This is a genomic window from Cryobacterium sp. M91 (assembly GCF_002929615.1).
In the GTDB taxonomy this organism is placed as follows: domain Bacteria; phylum Actinomycetota; class Actinomycetes; order Actinomycetales; family Microbacteriaceae; genus Cryobacterium; species Cryobacterium levicorallinum.
On sequence record NZ_PJJT01000076.1, the window covers coordinates 72,233 to 95,346 of the forward strand.

Here is a 23,114-nt window from a genome sequence, read left to right on the forward strand (position 1 = left end):
TCTTTTCTTAAGCGCTCGTGCGGTAAATCAGCGGATGATTGACGCTGATGTAAGTGCAGGTTCCAGATCGAGAACACGACGAATCGCGGCGGCGATGGTCAGTCGTGTCGGATACATCTGGCTCTCCAACGACGGGCTGAACGGTATCTGCATGTCGGGAGCCGTAACGCGAACGATCGGCGCTCGAAGGGCGTCGAACGCGTCCTCAGCCACGATGGCGCTGATCTCAGCGGCGGCACCACACGTGCGGTGGGCGGGCTCGGCAACGACGAGGCGACCAGTTTTTACCACCGAACGGACTATGGCGTCCCGATCGAGGGGAACAAGCGTGCGCGGGTCGATAATTTCCACCGAAACGCCTTCGGCGGCAAGATCCTCTGCTGCAAGAATTGCCTCCGGAACGGAACCTGAAATGGCGACCACGGTCACGTCGGTACCTTCACGCACAGTGCGAGCGACACCGAGGGGTATCCAGAATTCGTTGTCGTCGACCTCTTCCTTCGTTCCCCACAAGAGACAGGCCTCGAAGGTAAGCACCGGGTCGTCGGAATCGATTGCGGCGCGAAGCAGTCCCTTGGCATCTGACGGGCTCGACGGCGCGATGATCTTCAACCCTGGCACGTTCATGAACATCGGGTACGGGCGGTCAGAATGGTGAGCTCCCGTATTCATGCCATAGAACATGGCGGAGCGAAAGACGACCGGCATAGAAGCCTGTCCACCAAACATGTACCGGTTCTTGGCCACCTGATTGACGAACTGGTCCATGGCCATGTACAGGAAGCTGGAATAGGAGAGGTCAACGATTGGCCGCAGGCCGGTCATAGCGGCGCCCGCGGCGGCGCCAACAATTCCCTCTTCCGAAATTGGAGTGTTTCGGATCCGGTTCTTTCCGTACATCTGTAGGAAGTCACCCTTGTCGCTGCGGGACTTTCCGCCACCGGTGGTGCCGTAAACGTTTGCTTCGACATCCTCGCCGATAATGACGACGCGTTCATCAGCGTCCATGGCTTCGCGTTGTGCGGCGCCGATGGCGCCCAAGTAACTCATTACACTCATGCCGCTACCTCCTTGTCGGTATAGAGATCGTCAAACGCTACTGACGGATCGGGGTAAGGACTTTGGTTGGTGAACTCGACGGCAGCATCCACCTCGGCGAGAACATCGGCTTCGAGTTCGTCCAGCTGTGCCGGATCGAATCCCTGGCCCTCAAGGTACTCGCGGAGCATAACGATGGGATCTTTGCTGAGCCAGGCGGCGCGCTCGTCGGCGTCCCGGTAGTCCGTCTTGAGACGAAGGCCTTCGGAGTGCTCGTTGTAGCGGTAGGTCACAACTTCAACGAGCGAGGGGCCCTCGCCAGCACGAGCGCGATCGACCGCTGCGCTCACTGCTTCATACACGGCGAGGATGTCCTGGCCATTTTCGACCCGGATACCCGGCATTCCGAAGCCGGCCGCACGCTCGGCGATGACGCCGGACGTAACCGTGTGCGCGGGAGTGCTCAGCGCATACTGGTTGTTCTCGCATAGGAAGATCATGGGAAGCTTCCATACGCCAGCGAGGTTCATCGACTCGTAGAGGACGCCCTGGTTGGCTGCCCCATCTCCGAAGAACGCGAGAGCAACCTTGCCGTTGTTCAAGACTTTCGACGACAGCGCTGCGCCGGTGGCGATAGGAATCGAGGAACCGACGATTCCCGACTCGCCGAGGCTTCCCACGGCGAAGTCGGCCAGGTGAAGGGAGCCGCCCTTGCCCTTGCAGACTCCGGTTGCCTTGCCGACGAGTTCGGCCATTAGCGGACCCAGCGGTGAGCCTTTGCCGATCGGGTGGCCGTGGCTGCGGTGGTTCCCGGACATGTAGTCACCGTCGCCGAGGGCCATAGTCGCCCCGACGACCTGAGCTTCTTGACCAATGCTGGTGTGCACCGTGCCGGGGATGTGACCGCGCTTGACCATCTTCGAGGCTCGCTCATCGAACGCTCGAATCCGCAACATGCGCCTCTGCATCTCGAGCAGAGTATCGCGTGACAAATCTGCCATCGGAACCGCCTTTCACCAACGCCTGCGTTGGACTCAACATCCAGAGAGCCTGAATATATATACTGCCTGTGATTGACTATTCTACGCGGGTCTATGTTGGCGACGCAAGGCGACCGCTAGATATTCCAACCGAGTTCGTCTCGAAGCTGGGTCGGAATCAAATGATCGACCCGGTCGAGCACAAAGGATGGTCGCTGATCGCTCTCACGCTCTTCCACCATGGCGATTGAACTGTCGCCGGTGAGCACGAGGGCGGAATCCATGACCGCGTTGAGAGCCATTTGAATATCCGTGTACAGACGGTCGCCGACCATGATGCAGTCACGGACATCCATTTTGAGCGCTTCGGTCACGGTGTCGATCATGATCTGATCCGGTTTGCCCGCATTGGCCTGACTCTTGACGCCCGTGCACGCCTCGATCGCTGCGACAATGGCCGCCGCATCGGGCTGGCCGCGGCCGCCGGGGAATGGGCAGAATCGATCGGGATTGGTCGTGACCAAGATGGCGCGACCGAATTGCCAAATGGCGTCGAAAGCGATCTGAAGCTTTCGGTAATCGAACGTGCGGTCGTAGCTGGCGATGACGATGTCGATCTCTTGGGGATCTTCGGACATGCGAATTCCGGCGTTCCCGAGGGCCCGAATCAGGGGTGCTTCCGCGATCGGAAATACCACGGCGCCCGGATGCTCCCGCTGCAGCCAGGCCACAATACTCACCACAGAATTGACCACGTCTGATTCGTTAATCTGCAGGCCCAGACGCTCGAACTTTTCCACGTACATTCCCGGGTCGAGCGTGGGGTTGTTCGACAGGAAAACCGTCCGGCTCCCGCGTTCCTGCAGGTATTCGATCAGTCGCCGAGCACCGGGGAGCAATTTATCGCCGAGGTAAATGGTGCCGTCGAGGTCGAAGACGTAAGCCGGGTAGATACGAAGGGGAGAAGTTCGCAGAGATTCGACGCTGGCGTGTGTCGATGTGATCATGTCAGGGCTTTCTTGAGGGCAGAAAAAACGGGGCGTACTGATGGGTAAATTTCTTGATAAACCGCGAAGAATCGGTCGTAGGTCTCCGCCAGGTCTTCATTGGGGTCGAACCGTTTACCGAAGGAGGTCATTGCAGAGCTGGCCTCCCGCACTGTGGGATAGATCCCAGCTCCGGCCGCCGCCAGCATTCCCGCGCCCAGGCACGTGCTCTCCTGCTGTCCCGAGATGAGAATGGGGCGCCGCAGTACGTCGGCGAGGATCTGACACCACAACGCGCTTTGGGTGCCGCCTCCCATGGCTACAACGAGTGAGATCGGTTCCGACAGACCAAGTTCAACTCGATCGAAACAGAGGCGAAGTTCATAAGCCAGACCCTCCAGTACCGCCCGATAAATGTGCGCTCGACTGTGGATGCCGGTCAGGCCGAGGATTATTCCGCGTGCGTTGTGGTCCCAGTACGGGGTCAGTGCCCCGTTCCAGTAAGGGACCACGAGCAGACCGTTGCACCCCGGAGCGATGTGCGCAGCCTCTAGCTCCAGGCGCTTCTCAATGGTGCCAGCGGGTTCCTGGACGTCTGGAGATTTCTCGACGAATGTGTCAATGAACCAGTTGATCATGTAGGTTCCGGCACCAATAAAGGATTCGAACGTGAAGGTGTCCGGAATAGACCCGGTGAGCGCACGGTAGGCGGAATTCGGTGAATAGGTGTCGCTGTAGGTGCCCGCTACCAACCCGGTGCCGAGATTGAGGTAGGCCCTACCGGGTTCGGTGATGCCCGCACCCAGTCCGGCGGCTTGTCCGTCGCCGGCGCCCGATATCACGCGCAGGCCTTCCGGGAGACCGAGCGCAGATCCCGCCGCCGCGCTCAGTTCGCCCAAGACCATTCCCGGCGGAACCAGGGTGCTGAGCTGGTCTCGGTGAAGTCCCGCTTCTCTCACCAACTCATCGTCGTAGTCCGCCGTGTTCAGGTTCACCAGCCCGAGAGGGTCGGCGCTGGCCACGGATGTGAGCCATTGATCCGTCATCTTATGGACGAGGTATCCGTGCACGTCGACGACGTGTTTGGTCTGGCGCAGCGTTTCTGGCTCGTGCGACTGGAGCCAGAGCAGCTTATAGAACGCGGGCGTTGTGTTCGGTGGTTTACCCGTGATGTCGTGCACGCGTTTGGTGCCTGCGGTCTCTACTTCGTAGGTTGCCCGGGCGTCCAACCACAGCATGGCGGGGCGAATAGGCTCTCCGAAGCCATCCAAACAGACAAACGTTTCGCGCTGGTGGGTGACACAAATTGATGCGATCCGATGCGCGTCCACGTTTCGCACCGCCTCGGTGACGGCAATACACATGGCACTCCACCATTGACGCGGGTCTTGTTCGCCGTAACCGATGGACGGAATACTCAGATCTAAGGACGACCGGCCCTCACCGACGAGCCGTCCCTGCGAATCCCACACCACACTCTTGACGCCCGTGGTCGAGCAATCTACGGACACCACAACATCTTGGGTCATCAGCCTTCCGCTACAGATGCGCTGGCGGCCCGAGCAATGACAAGGTCAACATCTTCGGCGGTCCACCAGCCGTAAAAGAAGAGCAGATCGACGACCGTGAAACGGTCTCGCATGAAGAGGCAGTTGAGTACGGCCCATTTCCAGACATCGGCGGTGACCCACTCGCCGAGCTGTGCCGGCTGGGAGGGCGCCCCGGCGATGCGAAGTCCGCTGGAGAGCGTGTCCGGCGTCGGCAGCGATCCCGAGAATACCGGCTCGTAGTCTTTCCAGTCCTGCAGGACCGCTAGCGCGCGAGGCTTGTTCTCGCGCCAATCCGCGAGCTTCGCACTGTAACCCGCCCAGCACTCGGCGCCCTTTTCCCCCGTCGGGTCGCACCAGTCGAACGCGGAGCGCACGCGTAGCTCGAGCTCATCATCGGTGGGGAAGTCCAGCGCCGGTGCGCCCTCGCCGAGGCGCTCGAACAGAAGCTGCCAGGCGGCCGCTCCGATGAGGGAAGCCACCCCCACTTGCGCGCCGTGAAGACCGATGGGCAGGTGGTGCGATCCCGAGTACATGTCGAGCATGTGACTGATGACGTGCTCAACCCCGGACAGGCACGCGGTCGTGCCGGCAACGCCGGTGCCGATTCCCCGAATGGCCAAGACTCGGGTGAGTTGCTCGACCGAGGCGCTGTCGCCATCCGAAAGACCGTTTCCCCACTCGCTGACGTCACCCGCAAATGCCAGCAATAGGTCGCGGGGCGTTTCGTGAAAGGTCGAATCCAGACCGAAGAGGGAGGCGAGGTACCAATCGGCCGGGGCCGTGTAAAGCGACAGAACTTCGCCGAAACCGGCCGTGTTCATTGCCCGAGGAGCGCCCGCGATCGTCACCGTGTCGGCAAGAACAGCGTTGGGCCATCGGGACGGGACCGTGCGCTTGACGCCGTTCTTGAGAATGACGGACACGTTGTCCGTGAAGCCGTCTACCGACGCGGCCGTCTGCACGACGACGAGGGGGATGTCGCCGTTTCGATTTGTGGCCACCTTGCCGATGTCGGTGATCGTGCCGCCGCCGATGGTGACAACACACTCCGCGGAACGGACCGCCTCGGTGGCCAGATCCAGCGACGCCTCGTTGGCCAGCAGATGAGCGTCATCGCCGAGAACGTAGGTTTCCACACTGAAGTTTTCGACGAGAAGGTCGGCGATTTTTGCTTTCAAGTCTTCGCCATCACGCAGGATCGTCGTCGAGTCCACCAGGATAATAACCTTGGCCCCGGCGCTCACCCGACCGGCCAGGCGCAGTTCCTCGCCGACCACCTCGCTAATTCTGTCGGTGGCAAGCGGCGAGATGTCCAGAAGCCGCAGCCCCAGCGGTACCAGTTCGTCCGCGCCGGGAGCAGCGGCAATAACCAGACGCAAGCTGTCTAGATCGGTGGGATCCGAGATGTCTAAGAATGAAGTCATGATTTCTTCCGGCTAGTGCGTCGATCCGTCATGACTGCGGCAACGATGACGAAGCCGACGACAACGGGCTGGAGGTTGGGGGAGACATTGAGAAGCGACATCCCGTTGTTGAGCACTCCGATGATCAGGAGGCCGACGAAAGTGCCGAGCATGCTCCCGGAGCCGCCAGACAGGCTCGCCCCGCCGATTACCACGACGGCGATCACATTAAGCAGATCGGCGACTCCAGCGGTCGGCTGGGCGGAGTCGAGCCGCGATGTAACGAGGAGGCCAGCAATCGCCGCGAGAATCCCGGCAATCACGTAAACGGCTATTTTGGCCCGTCGGATCGGCAGGCCCGAAAGTCGTGCTACCTCTTCATTTCCACCAATGGCGTAAAGCGCTCGACCGCTCGGCCGATACCGGAGCCAGAATGCCGTAATGGCAAAGATCAGAATAAGGACAATTCCCTGAATCGGGATGCCGATGAAACTGGTTGAGGTAATCGCCAAGAACCACTGCGGGAACCCGTTGACCGGGTTTCCATTCGTGAGGAAGAGGGCGAGGCCCGCAGCCGCAGACATCGTTGCGAGTGTGGCGATGAACGGCTGAAGCTTTCCATATGCAGTCAGAAGACCATTGATCAATCCGATCAATGCGCCGACAACCAGTCCGCCGACGAGGGCAATTTCAAAGGGGAGCTCGGCAACTCGGAATAGCCACGCCATCGACATGGAGCTCAAAGCCACCACCGAGCCGACGGAGAGATCGATGCCCCCGATGATAATAATCAGGACAGCACCAACCGACATCACGCCGATTGCTGAAACCTGGCTCAGAATATTGAGCAGGTTGCGCGGTGTGAGAAAGAACGGGGAAAGAAATGACAGCGCAATGAAGATGATGATCAGGCCGATAAGGGGGCCCGGAACACTGCCCATAACCGACGCCATCTTGCTTCCGGCGGTTGACTTCCACGACCCGGTGCCGAGGTCGGAGGGCGCAGCGGCGGCACTGTCCACCGCACCGGACGTGCGGGGCTCGTTATTGATTTGCGTCATTGTGATTCACTTCTTCCCTGTGGCGAGCTGCCGGGTTGGTTCGAGGGTTGGGCATCGTCACTCGAGTCGGTGATCAGCGCGAGCGCCATCACGGCTTCCGGGGTGGCGTCGGCGCGGTCGAGGATGCCGCGTTGCCTTCCGCCGGACATGACGAGGACACGGTGCGAGAGACCGAGGACTTCTTCGAGTTCGGAAGAAATGACGATGATGGCAACACCCTGTTCGGCCAACGATCGAATCGTCTTGTAGATGGCCATTTTTGCGCCAACATCTACGCCGCGGGTTGGTTCGTCGAGAATCAGCACACGCGGTCGCGTGACGAGCCATTTTCCGAGGAGGACCTTTTGCTGGTTACCCCCCGACAGCGAACCAACCGGAATGTCGAGCTTGCTTCTAATGTCGAGAAATTCCCGTTGCAGATTCGCTGTCGCGTTGACCGTGCGAACGGTCATTATTCCACCCGTTGTAAGGCTGGGCTCCCAGGGCAAGGTAATGTTTTCGGCGCCGGTGCGGTCCAGGTTAAGACCCTGACCCTTGCGATCTTCCGGGACCATAGCGATGCCGGCATTAATCGCTGAACGCGGTCCGCGGATCTTGACGGCAGTACCGTCAACCAGGATCTCCCCGGCGTCATGTCGATCGGCTCCGGCGATCGTTCGCACCATCTCGGTGCGACCGGCGCCGACGAGGCCCGAAAACCCGAGAATTTCTCCACGATTTACCGCAAAGTTAATTCCCTCAAAGACGCCGGTTCGACCGAGCCCGCGCACTTCGAGCGCAACCTCAGTGGTGGCGTCTTTGGGCGCGAGGTGGCTAAAGACAAAGTCTCGGCCAACCATTGCTCGAACAATGTCTTCTTTCGAAACGTCTCCCGTTTCCCACGCGGCTACCCGCTTACCGTCCCGCAGGCACACGACGGTATCTGCGAGGGTGCGAATTTCTTCCAACCGGTGGGAGATATAGACGATTCCAGCGCCCTGGTCACGCAAAATACGAATTTGGTCGAACACGCGCTCGGTTTCGGACTCGCCGAGGGAAGCAGAGGGTTCGTCAAAGATGATGTATCGCGGTTCGCGAGTTAGCGCCCGCGCAATTTCGATTTCTTGCTGGGCTGCTATCGACAAGCCAGCTACTTGACGCCGGGGATCGGTGTCAGAGCCAAGAAGCTTGAGGATACTGCGGGATTCTTCATTCATGAGCTTGCGGTCGACACGGCCGCGCCGCATCGGGAGCCGACCCAAGAAGATGTTCTCGGCAACCGACAGTTCGGAAACCATCCGAATTTCCTGGTGAATGAGCGCCACCCCGGCCTTGAGGGCATCGGCAGGCGACTGTGGATCGTAAATCTCTCCGTCGATGGTCATGCTGCCCCCGTCGGGGCGCACCATTCCCGCGATGATGGACGAAGTCGTCGACTTTCCCGCTCCGTTTTCCCCGACCAGCCCGAGCACACTGCCGGGGGTCAGGGAAAGATCCACTTGAGTTAGGACGGATGTTCCGCCGTAGCTCTTCGACAGCCCCAGGCAAACCAAGCCCGCCGAGGAACCATTCGCGTTGGACACCCGGTCCGCCGAATACAGGGTGTCGGATACTACTTCTGTCACCGTGTTCCACCTCGTTGCAGTCAAAGCTCAGTGGTGCGTATGGGGCCCTCACCTTCGGGACGGCCCCACACGCACCCGTTCTATTTAGAAGTCGGGCCCGTAAAACTTCGTCGGGTCGTTGTCCGCGACGTTTTCTTTGGTGACGAGGACAGTGTCCATGTACTGAAGTTCCGGAACGTCGGCCGTCTTTCCCTCCGCGATCTGGACCGCGTTCTTGACGGACATCTGACCCATGAGGTAAGGCTGCTGGGCCATGGTGGCCTGCGTCAGTCCGCCAGTGATGGCCTCAAACATGGTCGGGAACCCGTCGATTCCGACGAAGAACAGTCCTTCGCGGCCATCCTGCTTGGCTGCCTTGGCGGCGCCCATGGCCATCGCGTCACTCTCGCCGAAGAATGCCTTCAGGTTGGGGTTCGCGGTGAGGATGTTCTGCGCGGCGGTGAAGGCCTCAGTCTCGTCCCAATTTGCCGATTCCATCGCCACGACGTTGATGTCTGGATAATTCGCCAGCGCCTTGTCGCAGCCTTCGCTGCGCTGCAGTTCGGCCGTGGCTCCAAGCGGCCCCTGCAGAATTGCCAGGTCTCCAGCGCCACCGATCTGATCGAAAAGCCAGGTGCACAGTTCTTCGGCGGCCTTGACGCTGTCCGTTGCAATGTACGTGGCCAGTTTTCCATCACCCGATTCAGGCTTCTGGTCAACAGCAATGATCGGAATGCCCGCATCGTTGGCGAGCTTTACTCCCGCAGCGGCTGAAGTAGCGTCCTGAGCGATAAAGATGATGGCGCCGACCTGCTGAGTGATCAGGTCCTGTACCTGGTTCACCTGCTGGCTGGAGTTGTTGTTGGCCGACAGCGTGATCAGCTTGTAACCAGCCTCCTTTGCCGCCTGCTCCATTCCGTCGACGGCGGCAACATAGAACAGAGATTTCTGGTCGGCCACTGCGATTCCAATGGTTTTGTTTCCGCCAGCGGCGGGCTCCGTAGTGGATGGAGTGACCGTTTGGCTGCAGGCTGCGAATACGGAGGCTGCAGCAACAGCCCCCACCGCCGCAACGGCGATGCGCAGAGCAAAATTGCGTTTGATCATTACGTTTCTTCCTTGAAACATCATGGTTCATGACTTGTCCTGCGAGGACGAACGGAACTCGAACAATGTTGCCAACATATTTATGCTAGCCTGGACTGAAAATCCACCGTTCATCGAAACTATATGGGTCGGTGTTGAAGGTGTCAAATGAGAAACTGGGCATCAAAGCGCGAAACTCGTCTGGCACATCGAGGCTTGGAATGTCACGGCCCGGGTGACCAGAAAGATAGAGGAACAATTTGATCCACGACAGTGGCGCCGACGTTGAGCACCTACGCTTGATCACCAAAGTCGCGAGGCTTTATCACACGCGCAACATGCGTCAAACGGAGATTGCGAGCCTGCTCGGCGTGTCGCAGGCCCGCGTTTCGCGGCTGCTGCGCGCCGCCGAAGAGGCTAATGTAATCAGAACGATCGTCGTGATCCCTCCAGGTTTGCACGTGGACCTCGAAGACTCCCTCGAGCAAGAATTTGGTATCGATGAAGTTCACGTGGTGGACGTGATCGATGACGATGAGGCGCGCCTGACCCAAGACCTCGGAAACGCTGTGGCATCGATATTGCGCATCATGCCCTTAGAAACAAAAACGATAGGTTTCACTTCCTGGAGCCGATCGCTTCGAGAAATGACGTCAGCTCTACAACCCCTGCAACGTTTGGCCGCGACGCGAGTCGTGGAAATGCTGGGAGATGTCGGTCCGCCAACGCTCCAGCACGAAGCAACTCGTGCAACTCAGCGTTTGGCCCATCTCACCGGAGCCGCCGCCCTATTCTTGCGGGTCCCCGGTGTGGTGTCGTCCCGGGAAGTCAAGGCGGCAATACTCGGGCAGGACCTCCATACTCGGGCAGCCTTGAGCGCCCTAGACGAGATGGATATCGCCTTGATGGGTATCGGAAACTGCGAAATCGTACCGCCACTGGAGGCCGGAGGCAATTTCTTCAGCCAGGAGCAGTTTGATCTCGCGAAGTCGCTCGGAGCTGTTGGTGAAGTAAATCTCCGCTTCATCGATGCTCATGGTGAGCCGGTAATGTCAGAGCTCGATGAACTTGTCATCGGGGTGACCCTCAAGCAGCTGCGTAATACCGACCGAAGGCTCGGGGTGGCCGGTGGCCCCAGCAAATATAAGGCCATTCATGCCGCTATTTCTGGTGGATGGGTCAACGTACTTGTCACTGATGTTGTCACAGCAGAACACCTGATGGCACAGGGGCGCACGGCATTGTCCTAAGTTGGTGCCGCAAAGACAATGGCGCCCACGCCAAGCCCGAGTGGGTCAGGCGAGGAGTTTCAGCGAGTCGACGAAGTCGGCCGCGTGCTGGCTGGTGAGAATGACGCGGGCGAATTCTTCGTCGACCAGGTCGATCACCACGGCCGGGCGGTGACGCTTGATCGAGACGAAGTCCTTGCCGCCGTGAAACTTCCAGGTTCCGGCCGCCAGCACGAGCGGAATCATCGATCCCGGTGAGCGGATGCCGCGCAGCCAGATCCACGGATCTTCCGTGATGATCACCGAGCGGATGTTCTCCCGCTGCACCACAATCGAGTCACGCCGCAGCGCGAGCGTTCTTTCCGTGCGCGTCAAGTGGATCTCGAGCCGGTCGGAATGCACGCTCAGGGAAGCCATTATCCCAGTCTGCCCGGTCCGGCCCGAAAACTCGTTGTCTGACGCGAATAAAGCAGTAATGTCCCAGCGCAGGAACTCTCCAACTGAAGCACACGCTCCCGGCCGGTCCGGGAGCGTTTGCTCAATTAGACCGTTGGCTGGGCTGCCGCTGCAGCTTTGGCCGCGGCGGGCAGCGCCTCGAAGATGCGCCCGATCGCGCTCTGATCGTGTGCGTCGGAGACAAACCAGGCCTCGAACACGCTCGGCGGCAGCGAGACGCCGCCATCGAGCATGGCGTGAAAGAACGGGGCGTAGCGAAAAGCCTCCTGGCGCTGTACATCGGCGTAGGTGCGCGGAGCCGAACCCTGCGCCTCCTCGCCGAACACGAAGCTGAACAGGTTGCCGGCCCGCTGTACCCGGTGCGCGACACCCTCGGCGGCAAGCGAGGCAGAAACAGCCTCAGAGAGGATGATGGCGGTCGCGTTGAGCCGGTCATACACGCTCTCGTCGAGCAGGTTGAGCGTGGCGATGCCCGCCGCAACCGCGACCGGGTTGCCCGACAACGTTCCGGCTTGGTAGACCGGGCCGGTCGGTGCCAGAAAGTCCATCACATCGGCCCGGCCACCGAGGGCAGCAACGGGCAGGCCGCCGCCGATGATCTTGCCGAAGGCGAGCAGGTCGGGCGTGTAAAACTCTTCACCGGCCGACTCGAGACTGCTGGTCTCGAGTCCCCAGAAGCCCGAGCGACTCACTCGAAAACCGGTGAGCACCTCGTCGAGGATGAGCAGGGAACCGTTCTCGTGCGCGATCGCCGACAGGGCCGCGTTGAAGCCGGCATCCGGCGCGACGACGCCCATATTAGCGGCGGCAGCCTCGGTGATGATCGCGGCGATGCGCCCCGGGTGTGCCTCAAAGGCGGCGCGCACGGCGTCGAGGTCGTTGTACGGCAACACGAGGGTCTGCGCGGCGGTCGCGGCCGTGACGCCGGCCGAACCGGGCAGGGCGAGGGTAGCGAGGCCGGAACCGGCCTGGGCCAGCAGGCCGTCGGAGTGGCCGTGGTAGTGCCCGGCGAACTTGATCAGCAGGTCACGACCGGTGAAACCGCGGGCCAGTCGGATGGCGGTCATGGTCGCCTCGGTGCCGGTGGACACCAGGCGCAGCTTTTCGACCGCGCCGACCCTCTCGGCGACGAGCTCCGCCAGTTCGGTCTCGGCGGGCGTCGAGGCGCCAAAGGACAGGCCGAGAGCGGCGGCATCCTGAACGGCCTTGATGACCTCGGGATGGGCGTGGCCCAGAATGGCCGGTCCCCAGGAGTTGACGAGGTCGACGTATTCGCGACCGTCGGAGTCGGTGACATAGGCGCCGGCGGCCTTCACCAGAAACAGCGGGGTGCCGCCGACCGAGCCAAAGGCCCGCACCGGAGAGTTCACCCCCCCGGGAATGACCTTCCGGGCCCGGTCGAACAGCTCGTCGTTGCGGGTCGCCACGTGGTGCACTTCGGTTGACAGTGTGTCGGTCATGCTCGCTCCTCCTTGAGCCAGGTGGCCAATTCAACGGCCCAATAGGTAAGTACAGCGTCGGCACCGGCCCGACGGATGCTCAGCACCGACTCTTCGACGGCGCGGCGCCGGTCGATCCAGCCCTGCGCAGCTGCGGCTTCGATCATGGCGTATTCGCCAGAGACTTGATATGCCCAAACGGGAATATCACTCATCGCGGCGACCTCGGCGAGCACGTCGAGGTAGCTGCCGGCCGGTTTGACCATGACGATGTCGGCACCCTCGTCAATGTCCAGCTGGGCTTCGCGTACGCCCTCGCGTCGATTCGCCGGGTCGAGCTGGTAGGTGCGGCGGTCGCCGACCAAGGTCGAGGCGACGGCCTCCCGGAACGGGCCGTAGTAGGCCGAGGCGTACTTGGCCGAGTAAGCCAGCACAGCGGTGTCTTCGAAACCATTGGAGTCGAGGGTTTCGCGCACGGCGGCGACCTGGCCGTCCATCATGCCGGAGAGGCCGAGCAGCGCGGAACCGGCGCTCGCCTGGGCCAGCGCCATGTCGCGGTAGCGTTCGAGGGTCGCGTCGTTGTCGACATGGCCATCGGCGGCGAGCACGCCGCAATGGCCGTGGTCGGTGAATTCATCCAGGCACAAGTCGGTCTGCACCACGAGCGCATCACCGATCTCGTCGGCGAGAGCACGGGTGGCCAGGTTGAGGATGCCGTTGGGGTCGGTCGCGCCAGTCCCGGTCGCGTCGCGCACCTCTGGCACTCCGAACAGCATGATGCCCCCGACACCAGCTTCTGCCGCCTCAGCCACGGCCCGACGGGAGCTGTCGATGCTGTGCTGCACGACGCCGGGCATCGAGCTGATCGGCCGCTGCTCGTTGCCCTCCCGAATGAACATGGGGAGCACGAGCTCGGCCGGGTGGAGACGGATTTCACTGGCCAGGCGACGAAGCGCGCCGCTGGTGCGCAGTCGTCGTGGGCGGATAACGGGTTTGGTCACCCCTTTACACTACGCCGCCCGGCTGTGCATTTCGTTATCGGCTCGTTACAGGGCTGGGTCAGGCTGCTGGCGTGTTCCCCGCGAGTGCTGCATCGACGAGTGCATCGATGAGTGACTCGGCGCTGCGCTCCGAGGCGACAACGTCGACGCGCAGTCCGAGGGTCCGGGAGTCCCTGGCGGTCTGCGGGCCGATGCAGGCAACCAGGGTGCGTTCGGGAATGTCCCCGAACTGTTCGCGCACTTGACGAGCAACGCTGCCGCTCGTGACGAGTACGGCGTGCACGAGCCCAGCCTTAACGTCGGCGACCACCTGGTCGCTGACCGGAACACCGATGGTGCGGTAAGCGACGACCGATTCAACGTCGTGGCCGACGCGGCGCAGTCCCTCGCTGAGCAGCGGCTTGGCGATCTCACTGCGCAGGGTGAGCACGCGCAACGGAATAACCCCTGCGGTCGCGGTTTCCCATTCCTCGAGCAGTCCTCGGGCGGAGTTGTCTTCGGAGGGCACGATGTCCACGTGGTAGCCGGCCGCGATGAGTGCGGCGGCCGTGGTCTCACCGACGGCGGCGATGCGGGTTCCCGGGGCGACGACCGCGCGGTGCGACGAGAGTACGTCGACGGTCGTGGCGCTGGTGATGGTCATCCAGTCGAAATCCCCGGCGGCCAGACGGGTCAGCGCCGCGTTCAGAGCCGGCGCGTCATCGGTGGCGGCGAAGTTGATCATCGGTGCGACGATCGGGTGCGCGCCCTTGGCGCGCAGGTTCGCTGCGACCTGGTCGCCCCAGGGGCCGCCGCGCGGAACGAGAACTCGCCAGCCCGCGAGGGGCTTGGTCAGTCGATTGGTCACGTGGTCACTCAGTCACTTTCAGGGGAGCGAACTCGGCCGCGCCACCGGCCAGAAGATCTATGGACACTCGTTCGGCCACATCGAGCGCGGCTTCGGTGAGATGGGGTGCGGAGTGGGAATCGGGCGTCGCCGCGTGCGAGCTGGTGATCTTGCGGGATCCATCCGGGCTGTACACGGTTGCGGTGAGAAAGAGCAGTCCATCGTCGACCACGGCGGTGGCGCCGATCGGCGCGGCGCAACCGGCCTCCAGTCGGGCCAGCACGGTGCGTTCGGCGGTGGTTGTCGCCTGAGTAGAGCCATGGTTCATCGCCGCGAGTGCCACGCCGAGCAGGCGCTCCGGCTTGCCGTCACGCACCTCGATCGCGAGCGCACCCTGGCCGGGAGCGGTCGGCCAGGCTGACAGCTCGAGAAACTCCGGCGCGAGGGATTCGAGACGACCGAGACGACCTAGGCCAGCCGCGGCCAGCACGACGGCGTCGAGGTCGCCCTCGGCGACGCGCCCGATCCGAGTGTCGATGTTGCCGCGAATGTCCACGATCGTGAGGTCGGGGCGACGCTCCAGCAACTGGGCGACGCGGCGGGGCGAACCCGTACCGACGCGGGCACCCCCCGGAAGGGTGTCGAGGGTGAAGCCGGCGCGCGCGACCAGCACGTCGCGGGCATCCGCTCTCTTGGGGATTGCGCCAATGCGCAAGCCTGCGTGGGCCTCGGTCGGCAAATCTTTGAACGAGTGCACGATGACGTCGCACTCGTCATTCAGCAGGGCTTCACGCAGGGCGCTCGCGAACACTCCGGTGCCGCCGAGGCTCGAGAGTGGCTCGGTGGAGGTATCGCCGTGCGTGGTGACGCTCACGATTTCAACTTCGACGCCGGCCGACGCAGCGATGCGGTTGACGATGGTCTGGGTCTGCGCGAGGGCGAGGGCACTCGCGCGGGTACCTACTCGAATGACGGTCATGGTGCCATTCCCGCGACGGCCGGCTTGAAGCCGAGCCGCACGTTTTCACAGCAGCCGGGGCGACAGACGTCGTACCAGGGGCCGAGCGTGGTCTTGGCCGGACGGTCTTCGACCGGGGTGTCGTTGAGGCGTTCCTCGATCAGGTCGCCCAGGCCGCTGACGAAGTCGGGCGAAATGCCGGGGGTCGGTACGCGCACGGCGTGAATCCCGAACTTCGCACTGGTTTCCATGGCCTCGTTGTCGAGGTCCCACATGACCTCCATATGATCGCTCACGAAACCGAGCGGCACAATAATCACAGCACGGATGCCGCGGGCCGGCAGCAGGGCGATCGCATCGTTGATATCGGGTTCGAGCCACGGCATGCTGGGCGGTCCACTGCGGGACTGGTAGACCAGCTGCCATTGCGTTTTGAGCGGGGTGGACGCGTCTTCGGGTTCCACGAGGGAGTCCATGACGACCTGGGCGACGGCGCGGTGCTGCGCCTCGTAGGCGCCACCCTCGCCGAAGCCGCGATCGGCCGGGCCGCTCTTGTTGGCGTCCGTCATCGGGATCGAGTGGGTCGAGAACAGAATCTCGACCTCGGAGTCGACGTCGATGCCGGGCATGGCCGCGACGACATCCTGGAGTCCTTGGGTGACACCGACGATGAACGGGGTGACGAAGCCGGGGTGGTCGAAGAACTGGCGGATCTTGTCGATGTGGACCTTGTCGTTTAGGCCCGTGTCGGTCAGGGCTGCGGCGAAGTCTTCACGGTACTGGCGGCATCCGCTGTAGGAGCTGTAGGCACTCGTCGCGATGGCCAGCAGGCGATCCTGACCGGCATCGTGGGCCTCACTGATCGTGTCTTTCAGGTAGGGCGCCCAGTTTCGGTTGCCCCAGATCACGGGCAGGTCGATGCCTCGACGCTGGAGTTCAACCTGCAGAGCGGCCTTGAGCACGCGGTTCTGGTCGTTGATCGGGCTCACACCGCCGAAGTGGCGATAGTGGGTGGCCACCTCTTCGAGGCGCTCTTCCGGGATGCCGCGACCACCGGTCACGTTGCGCAGGAACGGAATCACGTCGTCCTGGCCTTCGGGTCCGCCAAAACCGGCGAGCAGCACTGCGTCGTAAGCGGTCATTACTGAAGCACCTCGACCAGCTCGGCGGTGGAGATGCGGCGTCCGGTATAGAACGGGATCTCCTCGCGCACGTGGCGACGCGCCTCGGTGTCGCGCAGGCCGCGCATCAGGTCGACGAGCTCGGTGAGCTCGTCGCTCTCGATCGGCAGCAGCCATTCGTAGTCGCCGAGGGCGAAGGCGGAGACGGTGTTGGCGATTGCACCGCGGTAGGCGGCGCCCTTGCGGCCGTGGTCGGCGAGCATGGCGCTGCGCTCAGCCTCGGGCAGCAGATACCACTCGAAGCTGCGCACGAAGGGGTAGATGGTGAGCCAGGCCTTGGGCTCGACTCCGCGCAGGAATCCGGGCACGTGGCTCTTGTTGAATTCGGCGTCCCGATGCACGCCCATGGCGTTCCAGGTTGGCAACAGGCTCTTCAGCAGGCGGCTGCGGCGCAGCTCACGGTTCGCCCACTGCAAGGTCTCTGCCTCGGGCGCGTGGGTCCAGATCATGACGTCGGAATCGGCCTTGAGGCCGGAGACATCGTAGAAGCCGCGCACGGTGACGCCCTCGGCTTCGATCAAGGCCACCACGTCGTCGAGCTCGTTCACGGCGTGCGGAACATCGCGGCCGTCGAGATCATCGGGGTTGTGCGGGTCTCTTCGCAGCACGGTAAAGAGGGTGAATCCTTGCGGCGAAGCCGCGGTTACCTCGGTATCGGTGGGAGTGGTGGGCTGAACGCTGGTTACTGCCTCTCCGGCAGCCGGGTGAGTCATGGGTCTAGTTTGCTCTGAATTGCCCCCGGTACCAAAATGAGCAGTGCGGTTGCTGTGAACCCACCCCACTTGCTACCGGTTTTTGGCCACCGCGGAGGCGCCGAACCAGACGATGACACCGACCACGGTCGCCGCACCGAGGGCGATGCTGATGAGGGCGGCCGGGCTGTCTTCGCCGAGTTGGTACAGGGCGTGGGTCAGGCGGCGGCGCTTGATGCGCAGCTGCTTGGGGATATTGAGCTTGTACTCGATCGCATCGAGCGTCGAGGCGAGCTCGGCGCGAGCGTGTCGGGCTTCGGCGCGCAGGTCATTTGTGGTCATATTCGCCAACTCCCTTGAATGCATCAACGTCGTGACGGATGCTCGCGTGCACGCCCTCTGGGTCGGGTTTCGTTGCCGCCTTCACCCGGTTGACGCCGATGAGCACGAGGAGTGCGGCAATGAGCAGGAGCACGACCAGCACGATGAGCGTGGCAAGCCACAGCGGCAGCACGAGGGCCAGCAAGATCACGAAGAGGGCAACGAGCACCCCGAGCGCGAAGAACAGAAAAGCCCCGGCCACGATGAAGAGGCCGGCACCGATGCCGAAATTCTTGGCTTTGGCCGTGAACTCGGCCTTGAAGGCATCGAGTTCGGCTTTCACGAGAGCGCTGATCTGGCCGGGCAGTTCCCCGATCAGCGCGAGCAACGGACGTTTGCTCTTCGGGTTGAATCCACTGCTAGTCACGAATTGCCTTCCCTGTTTTCGGGTGTCGTCGGGGTGTCGCGCCCGGCGATGTAACGGGTGTCCGAATTCTACGAGCTACTGGGCGTCGTCAGCCGCCGGCTTGGCCTTGGCCGTCGGTGTCGGCTTCTCGGTCGCCTTCGGCTTCGCGGCGGCCGTGCGGCTCGTCGTGGTGCTGGCCGTGGTTGCGGGGGCGGCGGCATCCGCTTTCGCTGACGTTGTCGAGGTCTGGGCAGCCGCCGTCTTGTTCCTCTTCTTTTTGGCGACAGCCTGCGTGACGGCCTTCTTGCCGGCGTTGTACAGGGTCACGGGAACGTCGCCGACGAGTTCGAGCGCGGCGTCGCGCACCTCGGTCACCCGGCGTTGCACAGGTTTGGCGTTCCAGAGGTCATTGGCGGCGGCGGCGATCTGGTCGTAACGTTTGCGGCCGGCGCGTGCACCGAGCACATAGCCAACGAGTCCGCCCGTGATGAACAGAAGCTTTCCGCGCATTGAGTCTCCACTTTCGTAAGGTCTCCCCAGAGTAACCCGGTTCGCCGTTTCGATCTCGGGTGATGCCCGGGTATGTCTCGTAGTGCTCGTATCAATACAGGAAGTGCACAGTTTGGGGCACCCGCGCGCCCACCGTTCGGGGGCCCGTGCATAACTGCGGAGAATCCGGCGAATCGGGCCGCATTCGCGGTTCAAGACGAGAATCACCGCGGTTCGGTACCGGGACTACTCGTCCGGCCCGGTGATGGTCAGGCCGAGGGCGGCGTGGCGGATGCGGTCGCCGGCCTCGAGTGCGTGTGGGATGACCGAGGCGAGGCCGGTTCCGGCCAGCCAGGCACCGGTGATCTCGATTGCGGGGGTCGCGGCGACGGCCTCGCGCACCTGCTGCGCGCGTTCCGGAGCACCGAGGGTGGCCGGCGACAGGGCGTCGCGCCACTCGGTGCGGGCGAAAGCGCGCACCGCGGCCGCTGCCAGTGGCACACCGAGCAGGGCGCTCGCGTCGTGCAGGGCGAGGGCCTGCAGCTCCTTGTCGCTCAGGTCGTCGGTCGGGTTGGGCTGGCCGGCACGGCCGTAAGACAGCCGCACGACGTGGCGGCCGGGGCCGGCCGCTTCGGCGACCCAGGCCCACTTCGCCGTGACGTGGGTGAGCGCTTTTGCGGTGACGTCGGGGGCATCGGCCGAGACGAGCACGCCGGTGCCGCGTGGGTGCGCGTCGAGGGCTGGCGCATCGAGCACGAGCGTGGTGAGAGTGACGGCAGTCGGTGCTGGCCAGTCGAGCTCGGCGAGAGCGTCGAACTGGTCACCGAGCGGGTTGACCAGGCGCAGTGCCTGCGCGCCCTGGGTCGCGATGATGAGGTAACGGGCGGTGAGGGTGCTGGTGGTTCGCTCGGCGGCGCTGTCGGCCGGGGCAGCGGGGTCGGTCGGGGCGGCATCTGCTTGCCGGGTGACGGTGACGGACCAGGTCGGCGCGTCGTCTGTGCCCGAGCGGGCCAGCGCTGTGGCCGTGGTTCCGGTCAGAATCGCCACGTCGTGGCGTTGCAGGGCGGCCACGATCGCGGCGGGCAGGCTGGCCATTCCGCCGAGCAGGCCGCCGACGTTGGACCCGGCCGGGGCGCCAGCACGCAGGGCCGAGACCGCGCCGGAGAGGGAGCCGGCCGTGGTGAGGGCACGGTTGAGTCCGGGGGCGACCACATCGATCTCGAGGTCGACGGCGCTCGTCGTGTAGACGCCGGACGCGACGGGTTCCACCAGCCGGTCGAGCACGCGCTGGCCCATGCGCTTCTTCACGAGGTCACCGAGGCTGTGCTCGCGGCCGATCGTGAGCACGGGCATGAGTCGGTCGGCGTAAGCGCGCAGCGACCCTTTCCAGCCAATGACGCGGCGCACGTCGTCGGAGAGCGGTGAACCGGGGATTCCTAGAACGCCGGCCTTGGGCAGCGGAACGCTCATCGCGGCATCCGCTTGCTTGAGGGCCGGCAAGTGCAGCCAGGCCCCGGCGACATTGGGGGCCACGACCTGGTCGGTGAGGCCGAGATCCTCGATGAATGACGCGACCGTGCCTCCGCGCACAGCGAAGCTCTCGGCGCCGCTGTCGAGGGTGAGCCCGTCGAGAACGTGGCCGGCGACCGGACCGCCGACGGCATCCGTTGTCTCGATGACGGTCACGGCCAGGCCGACCTGGGCGCATTCGCGGGCGGCGACCAGGCCGGCCACCCCCCCGCCGATGACGACAACGTCGATTGGTCTGGTCATGCTGGCTCCTACTCGGCCGCGCTGACGTCGTGCACGAGGCTGACCAGGCGGGTGAGCACGTCGGGGTCGGTGTCGGGCGGAACGCCGTGACCGAGGTTGAGCACGTGCGAGGGTGCGCTGCGTCCGCGTTCGAGGACGTCGCGCACGTGCGCTTCGAGCACGGGCCACGGCGCCGTCAGCAGGGCCGGGTCGACGTTTCCCTGTACCGGAACAGCTCCGCCGAGTCGGCGGTTGGCCTCATCGAGCGGCACCCGGTAGTCGACGCCTACGACGTCGGCGCCGATATTGTGCATTTCTTTCAGCAGTTCGCCGGTGCCCACGCCGAAATGCACGATCGGTGCATTGCGATCAGCGCCGTTGACGCTGTAGCTGAGGTCGCGCACGTGCGCGATCGCTGCCGCCGAAGCTGGCGCAACGGATGCCGCATAGTCGGCCAGTGACAGGGCTCCGGCCCACGAGTCAAACAGTTGGGCAGCGCTCGCGCCGGCGAGCACCTGGGCGCGCAGGAACCGGCCGGTGACATCGGCGGTCCAGGCCATGAGCCGCGCCCACGCTTCGGGCTCGGCGTGCATGAGCGTGCGGGCGTGGATGTGATCCTTCGACGGACCGCCCTCGACCAGGTACGCGGCCAGGGTGAATGGCGCGCCGGCGAAACCGATCAGCGGGGTCGATCCGAGCTGGGACACCGCGCGGCCCACGGCGTCGCGAATCGGCGCGAGAGCCTCATCGAGAATCGCGGGATCCAGGGCGGTGAGCTCGTCGACATCCGCTGACGTGCGCACGGCCTTGCCGAGCACCGGGCCCTTGCCGGCCACAATCGTCACATCGACACCGACGAGCTTGAGTGGAACGACGATGTCGCTGAAGAAGATTCCGGCGTCGACGTTGTGGCGCCGCACCGGCTGCAGCGAGATTTCGCTCGCCAGTTCGGGGTCGAGGCACACGTCGAGCATGCGCGTACCGACGCGCAGTTCACGGTATTCGGGCAGTGATCGCCCGGCCTGGCGCATGAACCACACCGGGGTCACGTCGGGTCGAACGCCCTGATAGGCCTGAATCAGGCGGGAGTCGGCGGTGAGGCCGGAGGAGAGTGGATGCTGCGCGTCGAGGATCATCCCCCCCATCCTCTCAAACATCCCTGACGATGCGCGCCGGAAGCGTACAGCAATAAGTCGTAGAATTGGCTAGTGCTCATTCTTCTGTCGGCCAGTCACAAAAACTCCACCTTCGATGTGCTGGAGAAATTGTCTGTCGGCGGAAGCGTTGCGGCCACCCGCATGGTCGAGCAGCACGGTCGGCTCAGCGGTGCCGTCGTCGTCGCGACCTGCAACCGCTTCGAGGCCTACCTCGATCTCGATGAACCCTACGGCGTGTCGCCGCTGCCCGCCGTGTACGCGGCGATCGAAGCCGTGAGCGCGAGCACCGGCGTCGCCGAAGACACCCTGCGTGACAATCTCACCCTCGTGCACGGTAATGGCGTTGCCGAGCACCTGTTCGCCGTGACCAGCGGCCTCGAATCGGTCGTCGTCGGCGAGGTCGAGATCGCCGGCCAGGTGCGGCGCGCACTGGAACAGGCTCGCGCCGATGGCACCACGAGCCCCGAACTTGAGCGTCTGTTTCAGCGCGCCTCCCAAACTTCTCGCGGCGTCAAGAATCGCACCGGCATCGGCTCGGCCGGCCGCTCGATCGTGCGCCTCGCCCTCGAACTGGCCGAAAGCCGGGTCAGCGACTGGTCGAGTGCCCGCGTGCTGCTCGTCGGTACCGGCCGCTACGCCGGCGCCTCGCTCGCCGCCCTGCGCGACCGCGGAGCCGAGAACGTTCGCGTCTACTCGCCGTCCGGGCGCGCCGTTGGATTCGCGACCTCGCACGGCATCGAAGCCGTTCCCGCTGCGGATTTCGCTGCCGAGGTGGCGCGTGCCGACGTTGTCGTCACCTGCACCCTGCGCGATGACCACGTGATCGATGCGGCCTTGATCAGTCGTGGCCGCGCCGAGATCGGCATTGATCCGTTCGCCATTTCGGGCGCCACCGCCGACGCTCCGACCCGCATCTGCCCGGCCGACGCCGGTCCAGAGGCGCCGCCGCAGCTCATCATCGACCTCGGCCTGCCCCGCAACGTCGCCCCCGACGTGACCCTGGTACCCGGCGTCGAGCTGCTCGACCTTGAAACCATCAGCATCCACGCCCCGCTCGAAGAGCTCAACGCCACGACCGAAGCCCGGGAAATCGTCGGCAAGGCGGCCCGCAAGTTCTCCGACGTTGCCGAAGAGCAGAGCCTCACCCCGGCCGTGGTGGCGCTACGCAGCTACGTGTTCGAGCTGCGCGACGCCGAAATCGCCCGGGCCCGCAGCCGCGGCGATTCGAGCGAGGCGACCGAGTCGGCCCTGCGCCACCTGGCCGGCGTGCTGCTGCACACTCCCATGGTGCGGGCCCGCGAGCTCGCCCGCGCCGGCGAGCAAGACGCCTACCTCGGGGGCCTCGACGCCCTGTTCGGCATCGACGTGACGCTACCCGCCACCGGCGCAGCGGATGCCGGTGCCACGGATGCCGGCGCAATCGCCTCCTAGCTTTCCCGAACGGCCGACCGTGTCGGCCAGCCCTGAGCATCCGTTCAGCGCCGCCTGCTGATACCGACGGGCCAGGCGCTGCGGTATCA

22 protein-coding genes are annotated in these 23,114 nt (G+C 63.6%); 2 read left to right on the forward strand and 20 right to left on the reverse strand.

Translation table 11 applies throughout. The features are described 5' to 3' along the window. Nucleotides 1-27: 27 nt before the first annotated feature. The 8 genes from CXY80_RS05455 to CXY80_RS05490 form a co-directional block, all read right to left on the reverse strand. Nucleotides 28-1,059, reverse strand: a complete 1,032-nt coding sequence (locus CXY80_RS05455) for an alpha-ketoacid dehydrogenase subunit beta (protein WP_092448151.1) — start codon at nucleotides 1,057-1,059, stop codon at nucleotides 28-30. Beyond that, the gene (locus tag CXY80_RS05460; protein ID WP_199182229.1) at nucleotides 1,056-2,039 is read right to left on the reverse strand and encodes a thiamine pyrophosphate-dependent dehydrogenase E1 component subunit alpha; all 984 of its coding nucleotides are present in this window, start codon (nucleotides 2,037-2,039) and stop codon (nucleotides 1,056-1,058) included. Before CXY80_RS05460 ends, CXY80_RS05455 begins: the two co-directional genes overlap by 4 nt. 116 nt (nucleotides 2,040-2,155) lie before the next feature. Further along, a complete protein-coding gene (locus CXY80_RS05465) occupies nucleotides 2,156-3,025 on the reverse strand; it encodes an HAD-IIA family hydrolase (protein WP_104131868.1) in 870 nt (289 codons plus the stop codon). Then, nucleotides 3,022-4,533 carry an FGGY-family carbohydrate kinase gene (locus tag CXY80_RS05470; RefSeq protein ID WP_104131869.1) on the reverse strand — a complete coding sequence of 504 codons (1,512 nt, stop codon included), beginning with the start codon at nucleotides 4,531-4,533 and terminating at the stop codon, nucleotides 3,022-3,024. Before CXY80_RS05470 ends, CXY80_RS05465 begins: the two co-directional genes overlap by 4 nt. Then, nucleotides 4,533-5,978, reverse strand: a complete 1,446-nt coding sequence (locus CXY80_RS05475) for an iron-containing alcohol dehydrogenase (RefSeq protein ID WP_092448148.1) — start codon at nucleotides 5,976-5,978, stop codon at nucleotides 4,533-4,535. Before CXY80_RS05475 ends, CXY80_RS05470 begins: the two co-directional genes overlap by 1 nt. Then, nucleotides 5,975-6,898 carry an ABC transporter permease gene (locus CXY80_RS05480; protein ID WP_233195027.1) on the reverse strand — a complete coding sequence of 308 codons (924 nt, stop codon included), beginning with the start codon at nucleotides 6,896-6,898 and terminating at the stop codon, nucleotides 5,975-5,977. Before CXY80_RS05480 ends, CXY80_RS05475 begins: the two co-directional genes overlap by 4 nt. A 116-nt stretch (nucleotides 6,899-7,014) precedes the next feature. Then, on the reverse strand, nucleotides 7,015-8,622 hold the full coding sequence (locus tag CXY80_RS05485; RefSeq protein WP_233195029.1) for a sugar ABC transporter ATP-binding protein: 1,608 nt from the start codon (nucleotides 8,620-8,622) through the stop codon (nucleotides 7,015-7,017). A gap of 84 nt (nucleotides 8,623-8,706) precedes the next feature. Then, a complete protein-coding gene (locus tag CXY80_RS05490; RefSeq protein ID WP_158251576.1) occupies nucleotides 8,707-9,708 on the reverse strand; it encodes a substrate-binding domain-containing protein in 1,002 nt (333 codons plus the stop codon). 239 nt (nucleotides 9,709-9,947) lie between these two features. Here CXY80_RS05490 and CXY80_RS05495 point away from each other — a divergent pair, with 239 nt between their 5' ends. Next, on the forward strand, nucleotides 9,948-10,937 hold the full coding sequence (locus CXY80_RS05495; protein ID WP_092448145.1) for a sugar-binding transcriptional regulator: 990 nt from the start codon (nucleotides 9,948-9,950) through the stop codon (nucleotides 10,935-10,937). Between the two features lie 45 nt (nucleotides 10,938-10,982). Here the strand turns inward: CXY80_RS05495 and CXY80_RS05500 are convergent, their stop codons facing one another. The 12 genes from CXY80_RS05500 to hemE form a co-directional block, all read right to left on the reverse strand. Then, nucleotides 10,983-11,333 (reverse strand): hypothetical protein, encoded by a 351-nt coding sequence (locus tag CXY80_RS05500; protein ID WP_104131871.1) that lies wholly within the window; start codon nucleotides 11,331-11,333, stop codon nucleotides 10,983-10,985. Nucleotides 11,334-11,458: 125 nt separating this feature from the next. Further along, on the reverse strand, nucleotides 11,459-12,832 hold the full coding sequence (gene hemL / locus CXY80_RS05505; RefSeq protein WP_092448143.1) for a glutamate-1-semialdehyde 2,1-aminomutase: 1,374 nt from the start codon (nucleotides 12,830-12,832) through the stop codon (nucleotides 11,459-11,461). Continuing rightward, entirely contained in the window at nucleotides 12,829-13,812 is a 984-nt protein-coding gene (gene hemB, locus CXY80_RS05510; protein WP_104131872.1) for a porphobilinogen synthase, read from the reverse strand. The genes hemL and hemB overlap by 4 nt, the downstream gene beginning before the upstream one ends. A 58-nt stretch (nucleotides 13,813-13,870) precedes the next feature. Beyond that, nucleotides 13,871-14,659 (reverse strand): uroporphyrinogen-III synthase, encoded by a 789-nt coding sequence (locus CXY80_RS05515; RefSeq protein WP_104131873.1) that lies wholly within the window; start codon nucleotides 14,657-14,659, stop codon nucleotides 13,871-13,873. A 4-nt stretch (nucleotides 14,660-14,663) separates the two neighbouring features. Beyond that, the gene (gene hemC, locus CXY80_RS05520; RefSeq protein WP_104131874.1) at nucleotides 14,664-15,617 is read right to left on the reverse strand and encodes a hydroxymethylbilane synthase; all 954 of its coding nucleotides are present in this window, start codon (nucleotides 15,615-15,617) and stop codon (nucleotides 14,664-14,666) included. Then, the gene (locus CXY80_RS05525; protein ID WP_233195031.1) at nucleotides 15,614-16,738 is read right to left on the reverse strand and encodes a ferrochelatase; all 1,125 of its coding nucleotides are present in this window, start codon (nucleotides 16,736-16,738) and stop codon (nucleotides 15,614-15,616) included. The genes hemC and CXY80_RS05525 overlap by 4 nt, the downstream gene beginning before the upstream one ends. After that, a complete protein-coding gene (gene hemQ, locus CXY80_RS20035; RefSeq protein ID WP_104131876.1) occupies nucleotides 16,738-17,490 on the reverse strand; it encodes a hydrogen peroxide-dependent heme synthase in 753 nt (250 codons plus the stop codon). The genes CXY80_RS05525 and hemQ overlap by 1 nt, the downstream gene beginning before the upstream one ends. 72 nt (nucleotides 17,491-17,562) lie before the next feature. Beyond that, on the reverse strand, nucleotides 17,563-17,811 hold the full coding sequence (locus CXY80_RS05535; RefSeq protein ID WP_092448138.1) for a DUF3618 domain-containing protein: 249 nt from the start codon (nucleotides 17,809-17,811) through the stop codon (nucleotides 17,563-17,565). Continuing rightward, the gene (locus CXY80_RS05540; RefSeq protein ID WP_092448137.1) at nucleotides 17,798-18,217 is read right to left on the reverse strand and encodes a phage holin family protein; all 420 of its coding nucleotides are present in this window, start codon (nucleotides 18,215-18,217) and stop codon (nucleotides 17,798-17,800) included. The genes CXY80_RS05535 and CXY80_RS05540 overlap by 14 nt, the downstream gene beginning before the upstream one ends. 75 nt (nucleotides 18,218-18,292) lie before the next feature. After that, complete coding sequence (locus CXY80_RS05545; protein WP_104131877.1) at nucleotides 18,293-18,706, reverse strand: hypothetical protein; 414 nt, start codon at nucleotides 18,704-18,706, stop codon at nucleotides 18,293-18,295. A 225-nt stretch (nucleotides 18,707-18,931) separates the two neighbouring features. Further along, complete coding sequence (locus CXY80_RS05550; RefSeq protein WP_104131878.1) at nucleotides 18,932-20,458, reverse strand: NAD(P)/FAD-dependent oxidoreductase; 1,527 nt, start codon at nucleotides 20,456-20,458, stop codon at nucleotides 18,932-18,934. A gap of 8 nt (nucleotides 20,459-20,466) precedes the next feature. Further along, the gene (hemE, locus tag CXY80_RS05555; RefSeq protein WP_104131879.1) at nucleotides 20,467-21,573 is read right to left on the reverse strand and encodes a uroporphyrinogen decarboxylase; all 1,107 of its coding nucleotides are present in this window, start codon (nucleotides 21,571-21,573) and stop codon (nucleotides 20,467-20,469) included. Between the two features lie 72 nt (nucleotides 21,574-21,645). Between hemE and CXY80_RS05560 the strand changes: the two genes are divergently transcribed. Continuing rightward, nucleotides 21,646-23,025, forward strand: coding sequence for a glutamyl-tRNA reductase (locus CXY80_RS05560; RefSeq protein WP_104131880.1), 1,380 nt, complete (start codon nucleotides 21,646-21,648; stop codon nucleotides 23,023-23,025). Nucleotides 23,026-23,114: the final 89 nt, after the last annotated feature.